Genomic DNA, 17,132 nt, shown 5'->3' on the forward strand with positions numbered 1-17,132 from the left:
TGCAATCAAATGTTAACCATAAGCTTCTATCAATTGACCATTATCACCTTTTGTTCCACGCCGTGAGACCGTCCATGCACATTCGATCCCTTTTTCTGGCAATCTCGCTGACGAGCCTGCTCGCCGCCGCCGGCTGCACCACCACCAACAGTTCTTCGACGACGATGGCGCCGATCTCCGCCTATGCGGCCACGAATGACAATGGCGTGGACCTGCCGCGCGTGCCGATCACCCAGGTCGACGACAAGTATCGCCGCCAGATCATCAATTACGAAACGGATGAAGCGCCCGGCACGATCATCGTCGATACCAAGGAGCGGCTGCTTTATCTGGTATTGGAAGACGGCAAGGCCGTGCGCTACGGCATCGGCGTCGGCCGGGACGGGTTCCGCTGGTCGGGCGAGGCCTATATCGGCCGCCGCGCCGAATGGCCGACCTGGTATCCGCCGCAGGCCATGATCAAGCGCCAGCCGGAGCTGAAGGAATATGCCGGCGGCATGGATGCGGGCATCATGAACCCGCTCGGCGCCCGCGCGCTCTATCTCTACAAGAACGGCAACGATACGCTGTTCCGCATCCATGGCAACCCGGACTGGACCTCGATCGGCCAGGCCGTGTCGTCGGGCTGCATCCGCATGATCAACCAGGACATCATCGACCTCTACGCCCGCGTCGACCCCGACAAGCGCACCAAGGTGGTTGTGCTCGAAGGCTGAGTGGGGCTGGAAGGGCGCTGACGGCAAACGCGCTCGGCGCCACATTCCCGACGCTCTTGTGTCCTTCGCGCTACGCCACGCTCTCATGAGTCATGCTCGGACTTGATCCGAGCATCCAGGCCGTACGGTGGGCGTCGCCTGGACCCTCGGGTCGAGCCCGAGGGTGACCCGAGAAAATCGAGATTCTGATCAAAAAAGGCGGCTCCCAGGCGGGGCCGCCTTTCCTTTTTTGTGACGTTCGCAGGCCGCCGTCTGACGGCGGCCCCCAAATGGACTCAGTAACGATAATGTTCCGGCTTGAACGGGCCTTCAGGCGTGACGCCGATATAGGCGGCCTGTTCCTCGGACAGCACTGTCAGCTTGGCGCCGAGCTTTTCGAGATGCAGGCGGGCGACCTTTTCGTCGAGATGCTTCGGCAGGACGTGAACCGTGTTCTCGTATTTGTCGTGGTTCTGGAAGATTTCCATCTGGGCCAGCACCTGGTTGGTGAACGACGCCGACATCACGAAGGAAGGGTGGCCGGTGGCGTTGCCGAGGTTCAGAAGGCGGCCTTCCGAAAGCAGCAGGATGCGCTTGCCGTCGGGAAACGAAATCATGTCGACCTGCGGCTTCACATTGGTCCAGGTGTAGTTGCGCAGCGAAGAAATCTGGATCTCGTTGTCGAAATGGCCGATATTGCCGACGATCGCCATGTCCTTCATCTCGCGCATATGCTCGATGCGGATGATGTCCTTGTTGCCGGTGGTGGTGACGAAAATATCGGCGGTCGCGACGACATCTTCCAGAAGCACGACCTCATAGCCGTCCATCGCCGCCTGAAGCGCGCAGATCGGATCGGCTTCCGTGACCTTCACGCGCGCGCCGGCGCCCGAAAGCGAGGCGGCGGAGCCCTTGCCGACATCGCCATAGCCGCAGACGACGGCGACCTTTCCGGCCATCATCACGTCGGTTGCGCGGCGGATGCCATCAACCAGCGATTCCTTGCAGCCATATTTGTTGTCGAATTTCGACTTGGTGACCGAGTCGTTGACGTTGATCGCCGGGAAGGGAAGCTGGCCCTTCTTGGCAAGCTGATAAAGCCGGTTGACGCCGGTGGTGGTTTCCTCGGTGACGCCGAGAAGCGCCTCGCGCTGTTTGGTGAAGAAGCCCGGAGAGGCTTCCATGCGCTTCTTGATCTGCGCGAACAGCACTTCCTCTTCCTCCGAGCCGGGCTTGGAGAGCACGTCCTCGCCAGCCTCGGCGCGCGCGCCGATCAGGATATACATGGTGGCGTCGCCGCCATCGTCGAGGATCATGTTGGACTGGCCGCCATCGGCCCACTGGAAGATCTGGTCGGTATAGGACCAGTATTCGGCGAGCGTCTCGCCCTTGACGGCATAGACCGGGATGCCGGCGGCGGCGATCGCGGCGGCGGCATGATCCTGGGTCGAGAAGATGTTGCAGGAGGCCCAGCGGACCTCAGCGCCCAGCGCCGTCAGCGTCTCGATCAGCACGGCGGTCTGGATCGTCATGTGCAGCGAGCCGGAAATGCGCGCGCCCTTTAGCGGCTGGCTGTCGCCGAATTCCGCGCGCGCGGCCATCAGGCCCGGCATTTCGGTTTCGGCAATGTCGATTTCCTTGCGGCCATAATCGGCCAGCGCGATATCGGCGACGAGATAGTCGTTTGTGGTGCTCATCTGAAACTCCGGAAACATTTCGGCAGGACGAGCGCGACCGGCACCCGCAATTTGCCTGTTCATCTGTTCCGTACCTATCAGCCTTGGCGAAAACTGGCAAGAAAGACATAAAGGTTTGTTTATGTCTTTCTGTCGACGCTTATGCGAGGGTCTTGAGCTGGTCGCGGCAGGCCTGCAGGATTTCCAGCCGGCGATACTGACGGGCATAGTAATCCGCGAGTGCGGGATCGGGCGCGATCTCGACCGGCGTCGCCTGCATGGCGCGCGCGGCCGCACCGAGATCGGGGGCAAGACCCGCGGCGGTTGCGGCGTGGATGGCAGAACCCAGCAGGACGACGTCCTCGGTCGGCGAGACCAGAACCGGCAGGCCGGTGGCATCGGCGTAAAGTCGGGTGAGCAGCGGGTTGCGCCGGTGGCCGCCGGCGAGATGCAGGCGCGTTGCGGCGATGCTGTTTTCGGAAAGCAGGGCAAGAATCTGCTTCAGCGACAGGGCGATCGCCACCGAGGCGCGCCAGTAGAGACGGCAGAGCCCGTCAAAACTGCCGTCGAGCGTCAGCCCGGCAACCATGCCGGTCATCGAGGGATCGGCGAAGGGGGAGCGGCTGCCGTGAAAATCGGGAAGAATATCGAGACCATCGGCAAAGCTCGGTCCGTGCTCGGCAATCATGTCCCCGATCCGGGCAATCACCCTGCCATGCTGCTCCTCGGTGGCAATGCCGCCGGCGCTGTGGACCTCCAGCAGGTGGTTGAGCAGGCCGCCGGTGGCCGACTGGCCCGCCTCGAACAACCAACGCGCGGGATAGAGCGCGGAAAAATAGGGCCCCCAGAGGCTTGGCGCGAAGACGGGCCGGCTTTCATAGCCGACGATGCAGCTTGATGTGCCGCCGATGAGCGCCAGTTCGCCATCGCCTTTCATGTCCGGCGGCGGCATCGCGCCGAGCGCGCCGGCATAGGCGTCGATCAGGCCTGCCGCGACCACCACTTCGCCATCAAGGCCAAGGTCGCGGGCCGCCGCTGTCGTCAGCCGGCCCGCGGCGTCGCCCGGCACCAGAATGAATTCCGGGATTGCCGCCTTGTCGCGCAGATCGGTGAGATCGGCCTTTTCCAGAAGACCGAGCGGCCAGGGAAGGACGTGGTCGCCGCGATAGAACCATTTGGCCGAAAGCGTGGTGAGCGAGCGGCGGTTGTTGTCGGTGGCGCGGAAGGTGAGATAGTCGGCGAGATCGAAGATGCCGCCGGCCCGGTCCCAGAGATCCGGCCGATTGCGCTTCAGCCATGCGAGTTTCGGCACCTGCATTTCCGGGGAGACCGAACCGCCGGAATGGAGCACCGCCTCATGGTCGAACCCGCTGAGTTCGGCCGCCTCGGCAGCGGCGCGGTGGTCGAACCAGGCAATGGTGTCGAATGCGCCGGTTTCATCCTCGGAAAGCACAAGCGGCCGGCCATCGCGGTCCAGCAGCACAAGCGAGCAGGTGGCGCCGAAGGCAAGGCCCGCGATCCGCTCCGGCGCGATATCGGCTGCCGCGCGGGCGGCCTTCACGGCCTCCGCTGTCGCCTGCCATATGTCTTGCGAGGAATATTCGCCGCGCCGGGGCGCCGGGCGCTTCAGGCGCAGCGGAGTGGCCGCGCGGGCAAGCATCGCGCCGGCAGCGTCGAACACGGCGGCCCTCACGCTTGCCGTGCCGACATCGACCGCAATCACATGATCGCGCATCCCGGTCGCTCCCACCCTTGATTTCCTGTCAGACTTTTGCCGCACGTTGGACGAGATTGTCCATGGCGTCAAACATTAGGTCGGGGTGAAGCGCCGCAATCTGCTCGCGATAGTCCGGGGAATGCGCATGGGTGGCGCCGAGATAGGCGAACACGCGCATGCCCGCTGCCTTTGCCGCTGCAATGCCTGCCGGGCTGTCCTCGATCACAAGGCATTCCTGCGGCGGCCGGTCCATCCGGCCTGCGGCAAAGAGGAAGAGATCGGGCGCGGGCTTGCCGTTTTCCACCATCGAGGCGGAGAAGATCGGCGGTTCGAACCGGGGCAGGAGACCGGCGATCTCAAGTGAAAGCCGGATTCGCTCGGGCTGGGAGCTGGAGGCGACGCAAAAATCGTAACCCGTCGCCTCCAGCTCGGCCCAGGCCGCCGCAATGCCATTTGTCGGTTTCAGTTCGGCGCGGAACCGGGCATAGAGGTCGCGCCTCAGCCCGTCCAGGAACCCGTCGCCGAGCGTCGCGCCGTAATCCTGCTTGACGATTGCGAGCATGGTGGCAAGCGAGCGGCCGAGAAACAGCCGCCGCGCATCTTCGTCACAGATGCTGATGCCCTCGGTGGCGAGCGCCTCCCTCAAGACCGCGAGCGAAATCGGTTCGCTGTCCACCAGCACCCCGTCGCAATCGAAAATGATGAGCGGCTTTGCGGGCATGAGCCTCCTGATTGCGGCGTTACTCCAGATCGCCGGCGATATAGCGTTTCAGCGTCGCGGCCGTGCCGTCGGCCCGCAGGCTTTCAAGCGCGCCGGTGAACCGCTTCACGAATTGCGGATTATCGGCAACGGCGCCGAAAATGTCACGCTCTTCCAGGAAACGGGTCGGCTTTTCCCGCGAGGCAAGTGCGGCGGCATGGAGCCGGTCTGCGGCCTCGTCGTTGAACTTGATTTTGCGGCCGCTGTCGGACGTGCCCTCGAAATAACGGCACCACAGCGCCGAGACCAGCGCAAGCCCGGTGACATCGAGGCCCTTCTCCAGCCGGACGGCGGTGGAGGGCAGGATGAATTTCGGCTGGCGGTTGGAGCCGTCGAGCGCCAGCCGCTCGATCGTGTCGCCGATCTTGGGATTGGCGAAGCGCCGCGCGATCAGCTTGTAATATTCAGTGAGATCGGTATCGGGCACCGGCGGCACGATCGGGATGATCTCGTCCTTTTCGAGCTTCTCCAGGAAGGCGGCGATCAGCTCGTTCTCCATCGCCTCGTGAACGAAGTGAATGTCGAGCAGTTCGCCCGGATAAGCGATCGCGGCGTGGCCGCCGTTCAGGATCCTGAGCTTCATGATTTCGTAGGGGCTGACATCATCGACGAAGGTGACGCCCACCTCTTCCAGCGCGGGCCGGCCGAGCGGAAAATCATCCTCCAACACCCACTGCCGGAACTCCTCGCAGAACACCGGCCAGTTGTCGGCAATGCCGTGTTCTTCCGCGGCGATCTTTCGCTCGCGCTCGCCGGTGGCCGGCGTGATGCGGTCGACCATGGCGTTGGGGAAGGCGACGTGATCGCGGATCCAGCCGGCGAAATCCGGATCGGAGAGTTCGGCAAGTCCGGACACCGTGGCCTTCGTGACCGCGCCGTTATGGGGAATGTTGTCGCAGCACATGACGGTAAATGCCGGAAGGCCCGCCGCGCGGCGCTTCTTCAGCCCGGCGATGATCAGGCCGAATGCGGTCTTTGGCTGATCCGGGTTGTTGCCGTCGGCCACGATCGCCGGGTGCTTCGGATCGAACTTTCCGGTTGCCGGATCGATGAAATAGCCGCCTTCGGTCACCGTCAGCGAGACGATCCGGATCGCCGGGTCGGCGAGCTTTTCGATCATCGCGTCAAAATCCGGCGGCGCGATCATGTCGATCATCGCGCCGGTGATGGTGGCGCTGCTTGCATGGGCCTCCTGGTCGACCACCGTGGTCAGGAAATCCTGGCCCTTCAGCACGTCGCGCATCTTCGCGTCGCCCAGCATCACGCCGGCGCCGATGATCGCCCAGTCGTGATCGCGGCCCTTGTTGAAGAGCTCGTGCAGATAGACCGCCTGATGGGCGCGGTGAAAATTGCCGACGCCGAAATGGACAATGCCCGGCGAAAGATCGTCGCGCGCATAGGTCGGCACCGCCGCCTTGTCGGCGTGGTCCTTGAGTGTGTTAAGAGAAAGTGCCTTGGTCATTGTCCTGTCCGATCTTCGCATTCCGGGGCGGGCGCAGCCGGTGGTGCCCGCCGTTTTCTCTGCGCGCCCTGCCGTCTAGAGCGCCAGCCCCTTGTCGTCGAAGCGGTAGATCCGCTCGGCATCGGGAGTGACATAGACGACATCGCCATGGCGCACCGGGAAGTCGCCATTGGCGCGGGCGGTGAGCTGGCCGATGCCCTCGACATCGATATGCAGGAAGGTGTCGGAGCCCAGATGCTCGGCGACCACGACCTTGCCCCGCCAGGTGCCGCTTTCGGTCGACAGCGTCAGATGCTCGGGCCGGACGCCGATCGTGTGCGCCTTGTAGCCTTCCGCATCCTTGCCGGTGACGAAGTTCATCTTCGGCGAGCCGATGAAGCCGGCGACGAACAGGTTGGCGGGCTTGCGGTAAAGCTCCAGCGGCGAGCCGACCTGTTCGATATTGCCGGCGCGCAGCACCACGATCTTGTCGGCCATGGTCATGGCCTCGACCTGGTCATGGGTCACATAGATCGAGGTGGCATCGAGCTGCTGGTGCAGTTCGGTGATCTCGAGGCGCATGTTGACCCGGAGTGCGGCATCGAGGTTCGAGAGCGGCTCGTCGAACAGGAAGCACTCGGGATTGCGCACGATCGCGCGGCCGATCGCAACGCGCTGGCGCTGACCGCCGGAAAGCGCGCGCGGCTTGCGCTCCAGATAATCGGTGAGGTTCAGGATCTTCGCAGCGTCCTCGACCTTGCGGTCGATCTCGGCCTTGTCGACATTCGCCATCTTCAGCGGGAAGCCGATATTGTTGCGAACGCTCATATGCGGATAGAGCGCGTAGGACTGGAACACCATGGCAAGCCCGCGCTTTGCCGGCGGCTTGTCGGTGGCGTCCTCGCCGTCGATCAGGATGCGCCCGCCTGTGACGTCCTCCAGTCCCGCGATCAGGCGCAGAAGCGTGGATTTGCCGCAGCCCGACGGGCCGACGAAGACGACGAATTCACCCTCGTTGATTTCGAGGTCGATCGAAGGGATGACCGCGTGCTCGCCGAAGTGCTTGGAAACTTTTTCAAGTCTGATGCTGCCCATTGGTCCTGTCCTTATTTAACCGCGCCGAAGGTGAGCCCGCGTACGAGCTGCTTCTGCGAAAACCAGCCGAGAATGATGATCGGCGCAATCGCCATGGTCGATGCCGCGGAAAGCTTGGCGTAGAACAGGCCTTCCGGGCTCGAATAGGAAGCGATGAAGGCTGTCAGCGGCGCCGCTTTCGAGGCCGTCAGGTTCAGCGTCCAGAACGCTTCGTTCCAGGCAAGGATGATGTTGAGAAGAAGGGTGGAGGCAATGCCCGGGATCGCCATCGGCGTCAGCACATAGATGAGCTCCTTGCCGAGCGTTGCTCCATCCATCCGGGCGGCTTCGAGAATCTCGCCCGGGATTTCCTTGAAGTAGGTGTAGAGCATCCACACCATGATCGGCAGGTTGATCAGCATCATCACCACGATCAGGCCGGTGCGGGTGTCGAGCAGGCCGAGATCGCGGAAGATGATGTAGATCGGCACCAGCACGCCGACCGCCGGAAGCATCTTGGTGGAGAGCATCCAGAGCAGCACGTCCTTGGTGCGCGGCGTCGGCGAAAACGCCATCGCCCAGGCGGCCGGCACCGAGATCAGGAGGCCGATCACAGTGGAACCCAGCGAGATCGCCACCGAATTCCAGAAATGGTGGAAATAATTCGAGCGCGCCTGCACCTCGACATAGTTTTCCAGCGTCCACTGGAAGAACAGGAAGGAGGGCGGCGAGGCGACGGCCTCGCCCTCCGTCTTGAAGCTGGTCAGAAAGGTCCAGAGAATCGGGAAGAAGATCAGGAACGCGATCAGCCATGCCAATGCGGTGAAAGCGGCTTTCCGTTGCGTTGTTACCCGGCGTGCCATCGTCAGTCCTCCAGATTTTTGCCGATCATGCGAACCAGGAAGATCGCAACGATATTGGCGAGAATGACGGCGATGATACCGCCGGCGGACGCTCCCCCGACATCGAACTGCAGCAATGCCTGCATGTAGACGAGGTAGGTGAGGTTGGTGCTTTCCGTGCCGGGGCCGCCATTGGTGGTGACCAGGATTTCGGCGAAGATCGAAAGCAGGAAGATCGTCTCGATCAGCACGACCACGGTGATGGCGCGCGCCATATGCGGCAGGATGATGTAGATCAGCCGGTTCCAGGCGTTGGCCCCGTCCATCTCGGAGGCTTCCTTCTGCTCTTCGGAAAGCGACTGAAGCGCCGTCAGCAGAATGAGGGTTGCGAAGGGCAGCCATTGCCAGGTCACGATCAGGCCGATCGAGGTCAGCGGCATCGACGATAGAAAATCGATCGGCTGGATGCCGAGGAACCGCGCGAGCGAAGCAAACAACCCGTTGACCGGGTTCATCAGCATGTTCTTCCACACCAGCGCCGAAACGGTGGGCATGACGAAGAACGGCGCGATCACGAGGATGCGCACGATCCCCTGTCCGAAGATCGGCTGATCGAGCAGCAGCGCCAGCGCGATGCCGCCGACGACGGTTGCAAACAACACGCCGCCCACCAGCAGAAGCGTATTGCCGATCGCCTGGAAGAAGGCCGGGTCCGTCAGGAAGAAGCGGTAATTCATGAAGCCGGCGAAGCTTTCCGTCCCCGGCATCAGAAGATTGTAGCGCAGGAACGAGAAGTAGATCGTCATCGACAGCGGTATGATCATCCACAACAAGAGCAGAATGACCGAGGGCGCCATCATCAGCCGCGCCGCATTTTTGGTATGGGTCGTCGCCATTTCGGTGTTTCCCCCGCAAAGTGGATCGTCAGGCCGCCCTCAGGCGCCTTGAGCCCGTTCGTTGCGCATCCCGGTGTGTCGGGCCAGACAAGGCCGTTCATCGGTGCGCCAAAACCGGATTGGCCGCCGTCACTTCATGCGCGGCGGCCGTCATCATGTCGGCTTGAACTCCGAAGGCGACCGGACCCTTGAGCCCGGCCGCCCGCGGAGGAAGGTTACTTGATGTAGCCGGCCTTCATCATTTCGCGCTGGGTCAACTGCTGCGCGTTGTTGAGGGCCTGTTCGGCGGAGACGTTGCCGGCAAGGGCTGCCGAGAACTGCTGGCCGACGGCGGTGCCGATACCCTGGAATTCCGGGATCGAGACGAACTGCGCGCCGGTATAGGGGATCTCCTGAACCGAAGGCTTGTTGGTGTCGACCGCGTTGATCGATTCCAGCGTCATTTCGGCGAACGGTGCCGCCTCCTTGTAATCCGCGTTCTCGTAGAGCGAGGTGCGGGTGCCGGGAGGTGCTGCGCGCCAGCCGTCCTGCTCTGCCACCAGATCGGTGTAGTGCTTGGAGGTTGCCCAGGCGACGAATGCCTTGGCCGCATCGGCCTTCTGCGTGGATGCCGGAATGGCGAGGTTCCACGACCACAGCCAGTTGCCGCGGTTGCCGAGATCGCCCTTTTCCGGGAACAGGGCAAAGCCAACCGAATCGGCGACCTTGGATTCATCCGGATCGGTCACGAACGAGGCGGCGACGGTGGCGTCGATCCACATGCCGCACTTGCCCTGCTGGAACAGCGCGAGGTTCTCGTTGAAGCCGTTGGAGGACGCGCCGGGCGGGCCATAATTGTTCATCATGTCCAGATAGTCGGTGAGCGTCGCCTTCCACTCTTCGGTGTCGAACTGCGGCTTCCATTCCATATCGAACCAGCGCGCGCCGTAGGAGTTGGACATGGCGCCGAGGAAGGCCATGTTCTCGCCCCAGCCGGCCTTGCCGCGCAGGCAGATGCCGTAAATGCCGTTGTCCTTGTCGGTCATGGCTTCAGCCGCGGCCTTGATCTCGTCCCAGGTCGGCTCTGCCGGAATGGTCACGCCGGCCTTTTCGGCCAGATCCGTGCGGTACATCACCATGGCGCTTTCGCCGTAGAACGGCGCGGCATAAAGCGTGCCGTCGACGGAAAGACCGCCGGCGATGGCCGGCAGAAGGTCGCCAGCGTCGTAATCGCCGGGCAGATCGGTGAGCGGCAGAAGCCAGTCCTGCTTGGCCCAGATCGGCACTTCGTAATTGCCGATGGTCAAGACGTCATACTGACCGCCCTTGGTGGCGATATCGGTGGTGACCTTCTGGCGCAGCACGTTTTCTTCAAGCGTGACCCATTCGAGGTCGATATCCGGATGATCCTTGGTGAAATCGTCGGTGAGCTTCTGCATGCGGATCATGTCGCCGTTGTTGACGGTGGCGATGGTCAGCGTCTCAGCAGAAGCAACGCCGGTCAGGGCGACCAGCGAGCAAGCGGCGAGCAGCATCGAATGAAGTTTCATACTCGTTCCTCCCTCAGATTGAGCAATAGCTTACGATGTGGGCAATTACTCACCAGAATGACGCGCTCTGTCAAGTGGACGAATGCTCATACTTTGGGCGAATGCCGCAATATGCTTGTTTCGAAAGGGTAATTTTTCGGCAGTGGCCGCGTGTTTCGGCCGACGCTTGCTCAACGCCCGCATCGCAGGGCGAGGAGACAGCGATCAGGCGAGAATGGCGGAACCGCTTCTAGCGCGGGGCGCGCTTGGCGAGGATGCGCTGCAGCGTGCGGCGGTGCATGTTGAGGCGGCGGGCGGTTTCGGAGACGTTGCGGTCGCACATCTCGTAGACCCGCTGGATGTGCTCCCAGCGCACCCGGTCCGCCGACATCGGATTTTCGGGAAGGTCGGTCTTTTCGCCGGGCTGCTGGGTCAGCGCGTGAACGATATCGTCGGCATCGGCGGGCTTGGCGAGATAGTCGAGCGCGCCGAGCTTCACCGCCGTCACGGCGGTGGCGAGATTGCCGTATCCGGTCAGCATCACGATCCGGGTATCGGCCCGCGCCTCGCGGATGGCGGAGACCACGTCGAGCCCGCTGCCGTCTTCCAGCCGCAGATCGACGACGGCGAAGGCCGGCGGCCGCGCCTTTGCAAGTTCTATCCCTTCGGCAACGGAGCCCGCCGTCTCGATATCGAAGCCGCGCGTTTCCATGGCGCGCGCCAGCCGGCGCAGGAACGGCGCGTCGTCATCGACAAGCAGAAGACTGCGGTCGTCGCCGAGGCCGGCGAGGTCATCATTCGGGTCGGGGGTCTGCAATGCGTTCATTTCATTGGGCCTGAAAGTAATGCCTCAACCCTTATGCCTTCGGGGAAGGCGGGGGTAAACCCCTTGCGCGTCACAAAACCGTCACCGGAGCGGCGGGGGTGTAAAGACCGGACCGGTGAAACGGCCCCGCGCTTCCATTCGGGGGCGAACCATTCTAGACCATGGCCTCACACTTGCGGAGCGGGAACAGAATGAACGGTCATGACATCGCAAATTCGGGCGCACTCCCCGAGGCCATCATCGTCATGGGTGTCAGCGGCTCGGGCAAATCCTCCATTGCGCGGCGACTTGCCGAGCGCGCTGGCCATGGTTTCATCGAGGGCGATGACCTTCATCCAGCCGCCAATGTCGAAAAGATGTCGCGCGGCATTCCGCTTCAGGACGAGGACCGCTGGCCCTGGCTGGCGTTGATCGGTGATGCGATCGCGGGCCATCGGAAGGAGGGCGTCGTCGTTACCTGTTCGGCGCTGAAGAAGGCCTATCGCGACCGGTTGCGCGAGGCCGCCGGCGGACCGCTGGCCTTCGTGTTTCTGGACGGCAGTGAGGCCTTGCTGAGCGCGCGCATGGGCCATCGCACCGGCCATTTCATGCCGGTTTCGCTGCTCCAGAGCCAGCTTGCGACGCTGGAGCGGCCGGATGGAGAGCCGGGCGTGGTTGTCGTCGACATCGATCAATCGCTGGAGGCGATCGTCGATGCCGCGCTTGCGGGCCTTGCGAGCGCATTCGACTGAGGCCTGCGTTTTCCGCCTTGCCTTTCCGGCAGGCATCGGCGAACGTCGCTCAGTGGCAAGCGCGGAGGAACGGGATGACGGTGACGGCGAGCGAGCGCAGACGCGCACTCTTTCTGGGGAGCATGGGCGGCGGGCTCGAATTCTATGATTTCGTGATCTATGCCTCCTTCGCCTCGCAGATCGGCAAGACCTTCTTTCCGGACGAGGCGCCGGCCGCGCGGCTTCTGGCGGCCTTCGCGATCTTCGCCGTCGGTTATCTCGTGCGCCCGCTCGGCGGCATCCTGTTTTCCCATTTCGGCGACAGGCACGGCCGCAAGGCCATGCTCCGGGTCTCGATCGCCGGCATGGCGGGCGCGACATTCCTGATCGCCTTCATGCCCGGCTATGCAAGCTGGGGCATTGCCGCGACCGTGCTTCTCGTGGTGTTGCGCATGGTGCAGGGGCTTTGCCTCGGCGGGGAGATCCCCGGCGCGATGACGCTGATCACCGAAACCATGCCGAAGCGGCGCGGGCTTGCCTGCGGTTTCCTGTTCATGATCATCAATGTCGGCATGCTGGCCGCCCAGGCCGTGCAGTGGGCGATCACCCATCTGATGTCGGAGACCGCGGTGCTCTCCTATGGCTGGCGCATCGGCTTCTTCGTCGGCGGGCTGGTGGCGATCGCGGGTTTCTTCCTGCGGGCGCGGCTTTCCGAAAGCCCGGCCTTCGCCGAGATGGAAGCCCATGCCCACAAGGTGCCGCTCGCCGCGCTGTTCCGCGACAATGCCCGCGCCGTCTGGCTCGGCCTGTTCATCACCGGGCTCGGCGCCGCCACCGTTCCGCTGCTCTATCTCTACATGAATTCCTATCTTACCGATTTCCTGAAATACGATCCCGACCAGGTGGCGACCGCCGTTCTTATCGGCATCGTGCTGTTTTCGCTGCCGATGCCGGTGGCCGGCCTGCTCTCGGATTTCGTCGGCATCAAGGTTCCAGCCTTCATAGCCGCGTTGCTTCTGGCGGTGGCGGCGATCCCGGCCTATGTCTGGATGCAGCAGGGCGTGGCCGAACTGTTGCCGGCCATGATCGTGATCTCGCTGATCGCCGCCTTCGCCTGGGGCGTCGGGCCGGTACTGCTGACGGCGATCTTTCCAACCGATGTGCGCTATACCGGCGTGGCCTTTGTCTACAATATCGGCTTTGCGATCGTCGGCGGGCTGACGCCGCTGACGGCGACCTTCATCATTCAGCAGACCGGGTTCATGCTGGCGCCCGGCTTCCTGCTGGCGCTGTTCGCGGGGCTTGCGACGGTGGCGATCTTCCTGTCCAACGTTCTGCCCTCCGGCAGAGACGGCCGCGTCTGAACGGGCGCCGGGCAACCGCCGGGGACGCGTAGCGCGGGAACCTGTCAGATCGTCAATTCCGCTTGCAGGGAATGCACGGTCGGGTTTGCGCTCGTGCCGGAGTTTGGGTATGAATTCGGTATCGCGATTTTCCCGCAGATGTCCCCTGGAGGCCCTCCCTTGCCGATCTCGAAAATTCTTGTCGCCAATCGTTCCGAAATCGCCATTCGCGTTTTTCGCGCTGCAAACGAACTGGATATCAAGACAGTTGCAATCTGGGCGGAGGAAGACAAGCTGGCGCTCCACCGCTTCAAGGCGGATGAGAGCTATCAGGTCGGCCGTGGGCCGCATCTCGACCACGACATGGGCCCGATCGAAAGCTATCTGTCGATCGAGGAGGTGATCCGGGTTGCCAAGCTCTCCGGCGCGGATGCGATCCATCCGGGTTACGGGCTACTCTCCGAAAGCCCCGAATTCGTCGATGCCTGCGAGGCCGCGGGTCTGACCTTCATCGGTCCCAAGGCCGAGACCATGCGCCGGCTCGGCAACAAGGTCGCCGCCCGCAATCTCGCGATCGAGGTCGGCGTGCCGGTGGTGCCTGCCACCGATCCGCTGCCCGACGACATGGACGAGGTTGCCCGCATGGCCGAGGAGGTCGGCTATCCGGTGATGCTCAAGGCCTCCTGGGGCGGCGGCGGCCGCGGCATGCGGGTGATCCGCGCGAAGGAAGACCTTGCCCGCGAGGTGACGGAAGCCAAGCGCGAGGCCAAGGCCGCCTTCGGCAAGGACGAGGTCTATCTGGAAAAGCTGGTGGAGCGCGCCCGCCACGTCGAAAGCCAGATCCTCGGCGACACCCACGGCAATGTCGTGCATCTGTTCGAGCGTGACTGCTCGATCCAGCGCCGCAACCAGAAGGTCGTGGAGCGCGCGCCCGCGCCCTATCTCTCCGAAGAACAGCGCAAGGAGCTTGCCGAATATTCGCTGAAGATCGGCCGGGCCACCAATTACATCGGCGCCGGCACGATCGAATATCTGATGGATGCCGATACCGGAAAGTTCTACTTCATCGAGGTCAATCCGCGCATCCAGGTCGAGCATACCGTGACCGAGGTCGTCACCGGCATCGACATCGTCAAGGCGCAGATCCACATTCTCGATGGCCACCCGATCGGCGACGAGGCCGCCTCCGGCGTTCCGCCGCAGGAGGAGATCAAGCTGCGCGGTCATGCGCTGCAGTGCCGGATCACCACCGAGGATCCGGAGCATAATTTCATTCCCGATTACGGCCGGATCACCGCCTATCGCGGCGCGACCGGCTTCGGCATCCGGCTTGACGGCGGCACCGCCTATTCCGGCGCGGTGATCACCCGCTACTACGATCCGCTTCTGGAAAAGGTCACCGCCTGGGCGCCGACGCCCGAGGAGGCCGCGCGCCGCATGGACCGCGCGCTCCGGGAATTCCGCATCCGCGGGGTGGCGACCAACCTCACCTTCCTCGAAGCGATCATCACCCATCCGCAGTTCATGGATTACAGCTACACCACGCGTTTCATCGACGAGACGCCGGAGCTGTTCGATCAGGTCAAGCGCGCCGACCGCGCCACCAAGCTTCTGACCTATCTCGCCGATGTCACCGTCAACGGCCATCCGGAGGCCAAGGGCCGGCCGAAGCCCGCCGAGGATATTGCCAAGCCCGTGGTTCCCTATATCGAGGGCGATCCGAAGCCCGGCACCAAGCAGCTTCTCGACGAGATGGGGCCGGAGAAATTCGCCAAGTGGATGCGCCACGAAAAGCGCGTGCTGATGACCGACACCACCATGCGCGATGGCCACCAGTCACTGCTCGCCACCCGCATGCGCACCCACGACATCGCATCGATCGCCGGCACCTATGCCCGCGCGCTGCCGGAATTGCTGTCGCTGGAATGCTGGGGCGGCGCGACCTTCGACGTATCCATGCGCTTCCTGACCGAGGACCCGTGGGAGCGTCTGGCGCTGGTGCGCGAGGCCGCGCCCAATCTGCTGCTGCAGATGCTGCTGCGCGGGGCCAACGGCGTCGGCTACACCAATTATCCCGACAATGTGGTGAAATATTTTGTCCGTCAGGCGGCCAAGGGCGGCATCGACCTGTTCCGCGTGTTTGACTGCCTGAACTGGGTGGAAAACATGCGCGTGTCGATGGATGCGGTGGCCGAGGAAGGCAAGCTCTGCGAGGCGGCGATCTGCTACACCGGCGACATCATGAACGCCAAGCGGCCGCAATATGACCTGAAATACTACACCAATCTGGCAAAGGAGCTGGAAGCGGCCGGCGCGCACATCATCGCCGTCAAGGACATGGCGGGCCTCCTGAAGCCGGCGGCGGCGAAGCAGCTGTTCACCGCCCTGCGCGATGCCACAGAACTGCCGATCCATTTCCACACCCACGACACGTCCGGAATTTCGGCCGCCACTGTGCTGTCGGCGATTGATGCCGGCGTCGATGCCGTCGATGCGGCCATGGACGCGTTTTCCGGCAATACCTCGCAGCCCTGCCTCGGTTCGATCGTCGAGGCGCTGAAGGGTCACGAGCGCGATCCGGGCCTCGATACCGGCTATATCCGCCGCATTTCCTTCTACTGGGAGGCGGTGCGCCACCAGTACGCCGCGTTTGAAAGCGACCTCAAGGGGCCGGCCTCGGAAGTCTATCTGCATGAAATGCCGGGCGGCCAGTTCACCAATCTCAAGGAGCAGGCGCGTTCGCTCGGCCTCGAATCCCGCTGGCACGAAGTGGCGCAGGCCTATGCCGACGCCAACCAGATGTTCGGCGACATCGTCAAGGTGACGCCGTCCTCCAAGGTGGTCGGCGACATGGCGCTGATGATGGTGAGCCAGGACCTTTCCGTTCCCGATGTCGAGAACCCGGCGAAGGACATCTCCTTCCCGGAATCGGTTATCTCCATGCTGAAGGGCGACCTCGGCCAGCCACCGGCGGGCTGGCCGGAAGGGTTGCAGAAGAAGGCTCTGAAGAACGAAAAACCCTACACCGTACGCCCCGGCTCGCTGCTGGAGGACGCCGATCTGGACGCGCTACGCAAGGAAGCGGAGGAAAAGATCGGCCGCGAGATCGACGATTTCGAACTGGCCTCCTACCTGATGTATCCCAAGGTGTTTGTCGATTACGCCATGGCGAGCGAGACCTATGGTCCGGTCTCGGTTCTGCCCACGCCTGCCTATTTCTACGGGCTTGACGAGGGCGACGAGCTGTTCGCCGATCTCGAGCGCGGCAAGACGCTGGTGATCCAGAACCAGGCGATCACCAGCGCCGACGAGAAAGGCATGGTCACCGTGTTCTTCGAGCTGAACGGCGCGCCGCGTTCGATCAAGGTTCCGGACCGCAATGCCGGCGCCGGCGCCGGCGTCAACCAGAAGGTCGATCCCACCAATGCAAACCAGATCGGCGCGCCGATGCCGGGCGTGATCTCCACCGTCGGCGTCTCCGCCGGCCAGCAGGTCTCCGTCGGCGACGTTCTGGTCTCGATCGAGGCAATGAAGATGGAAACCGCCCTCCACGCCGATCGCGATGGCGTCATCAAGGAAGTCCACGTCAAGGCCGGCGACCAGATCGACGCCAAGGACCTGCTGGTGGTCTACGAGGGGTAGTG

Annotated in this window: 13 protein-coding genes; 4 read left to right on the forward strand and 9 right to left on the reverse strand. The window is 63.1% G+C overall.

The genetic code is table 11. From position 1 onward, the window contains the following. The first annotated feature begins 74 nt into the window (after positions 1-74). Entirely contained in the window at positions 75-716 is a 642-nt protein-coding gene (locus V6765_RS14740) for a L,D-transpeptidase (RefSeq protein WP_448430053.1), read from the forward strand. A gap of 275 nt (positions 717-991) precedes the next feature. On the opposite strand, the gene ahcY is transcribed toward V6765_RS14740, so the two are convergent. From ahcY to V6765_RS14785, 9 genes are all read right to left on the reverse strand, one after another. Next, positions 992-2,392, reverse strand: coding sequence for an adenosylhomocysteinase (ahcY, locus tag V6765_RS14745; protein ID WP_448430055.1), 1,401 nt, complete (start codon positions 2,390-2,392; stop codon positions 992-994). 139 nt (positions 2,393-2,531) lie between these two features. Further along, the gene (locus tag V6765_RS14750; protein WP_448430057.1) at positions 2,532-4,106 is read right to left on the reverse strand and encodes an FGGY-family carbohydrate kinase; all 1,575 of its coding nucleotides are present in this window, start codon (positions 4,104-4,106) and stop codon (positions 2,532-2,534) included. Positions 4,107-4,134: 28 nt separating this feature from the next. After that, a complete protein-coding gene (locus V6765_RS14755; protein WP_448430059.1) occupies positions 4,135-4,809 on the reverse strand; it encodes an HAD-IA family hydrolase in 675 nt (224 codons plus the stop codon). Between the two features lie 19 nt (positions 4,810-4,828). After that, positions 4,829-6,310 carry a mannitol dehydrogenase family protein gene (locus V6765_RS14760; protein ID WP_448430061.1) on the reverse strand — a complete coding sequence of 494 codons (1,482 nt, stop codon included), beginning with the start codon at positions 6,308-6,310 and terminating at the stop codon, positions 4,829-4,831. Between the two features lie 75 nt (positions 6,311-6,385). Next, entirely contained in the window at positions 6,386-7,384 is a 999-nt protein-coding gene (locus V6765_RS14765) for an ABC transporter ATP-binding protein (RefSeq protein ID WP_448430063.1), read from the reverse strand. Positions 7,385-7,395: 11 nt separating this feature from the next. Next, complete coding sequence (locus V6765_RS14770; protein ID WP_448430065.1) at positions 7,396-8,226, reverse strand: carbohydrate ABC transporter permease; 831 nt, start codon at positions 8,224-8,226, stop codon at positions 7,396-7,398. A gap of 2 nt (positions 8,227-8,228) precedes the next feature. After that, complete coding sequence (locus tag V6765_RS14775) at positions 8,229-9,101, reverse strand: carbohydrate ABC transporter permease (protein WP_448430067.1); 873 nt, start codon at positions 9,099-9,101, stop codon at positions 8,229-8,231. A gap of 215 nt (positions 9,102-9,316) precedes the next feature. Beyond that, on the reverse strand, positions 9,317-10,630 hold the full coding sequence (locus V6765_RS14780; protein WP_448430069.1) for an ABC transporter substrate-binding protein: 1,314 nt from the start codon (positions 10,628-10,630) through the stop codon (positions 9,317-9,319). 229 nt (positions 10,631-10,859) lie between these two features. Then, positions 10,860-11,435 carry an ActR/PrrA/RegA family redox response regulator transcription factor gene (locus tag V6765_RS14785; RefSeq protein ID WP_448430071.1) on the reverse strand — a complete coding sequence of 192 codons (576 nt, stop codon included), beginning with the start codon at positions 11,433-11,435 and terminating at the stop codon, positions 10,860-10,862. A 191-nt stretch (positions 11,436-11,626) separates the two neighbouring features. Here V6765_RS14785 and V6765_RS14790 point away from each other — a divergent pair, with 191 nt between their 5' ends. From V6765_RS14790 to pyc, 3 genes are all read left to right on the forward strand, one after another. Continuing rightward, on the forward strand, positions 11,627-12,166 hold the full coding sequence (locus tag V6765_RS14790; protein WP_448430073.1) for a gluconokinase: 540 nt from the start codon (positions 11,627-11,629) through the stop codon (positions 12,164-12,166). A gap of 74 nt (positions 12,167-12,240) precedes the next feature. Continuing rightward, positions 12,241-13,509, forward strand: a complete 1,269-nt coding sequence (locus tag V6765_RS14795) for an MFS transporter (RefSeq protein WP_448430075.1) — start codon at positions 12,241-12,243, stop codon at positions 13,507-13,509. Positions 13,510-13,668: 159 nt separating this feature from the next. After that, on the forward strand, positions 13,669-17,130 hold the full coding sequence (pyc, locus tag V6765_RS14800; protein ID WP_448430077.1) for a pyruvate carboxylase: 3,462 nt from the start codon (positions 13,669-13,671) through the stop codon (positions 17,128-17,130). Positions 17,131-17,132 lie beyond the last annotated feature (2 nt).

The sequence above is a fragment of the Martelella sp. FOR1707 genome (assembly GCF_053484265.1).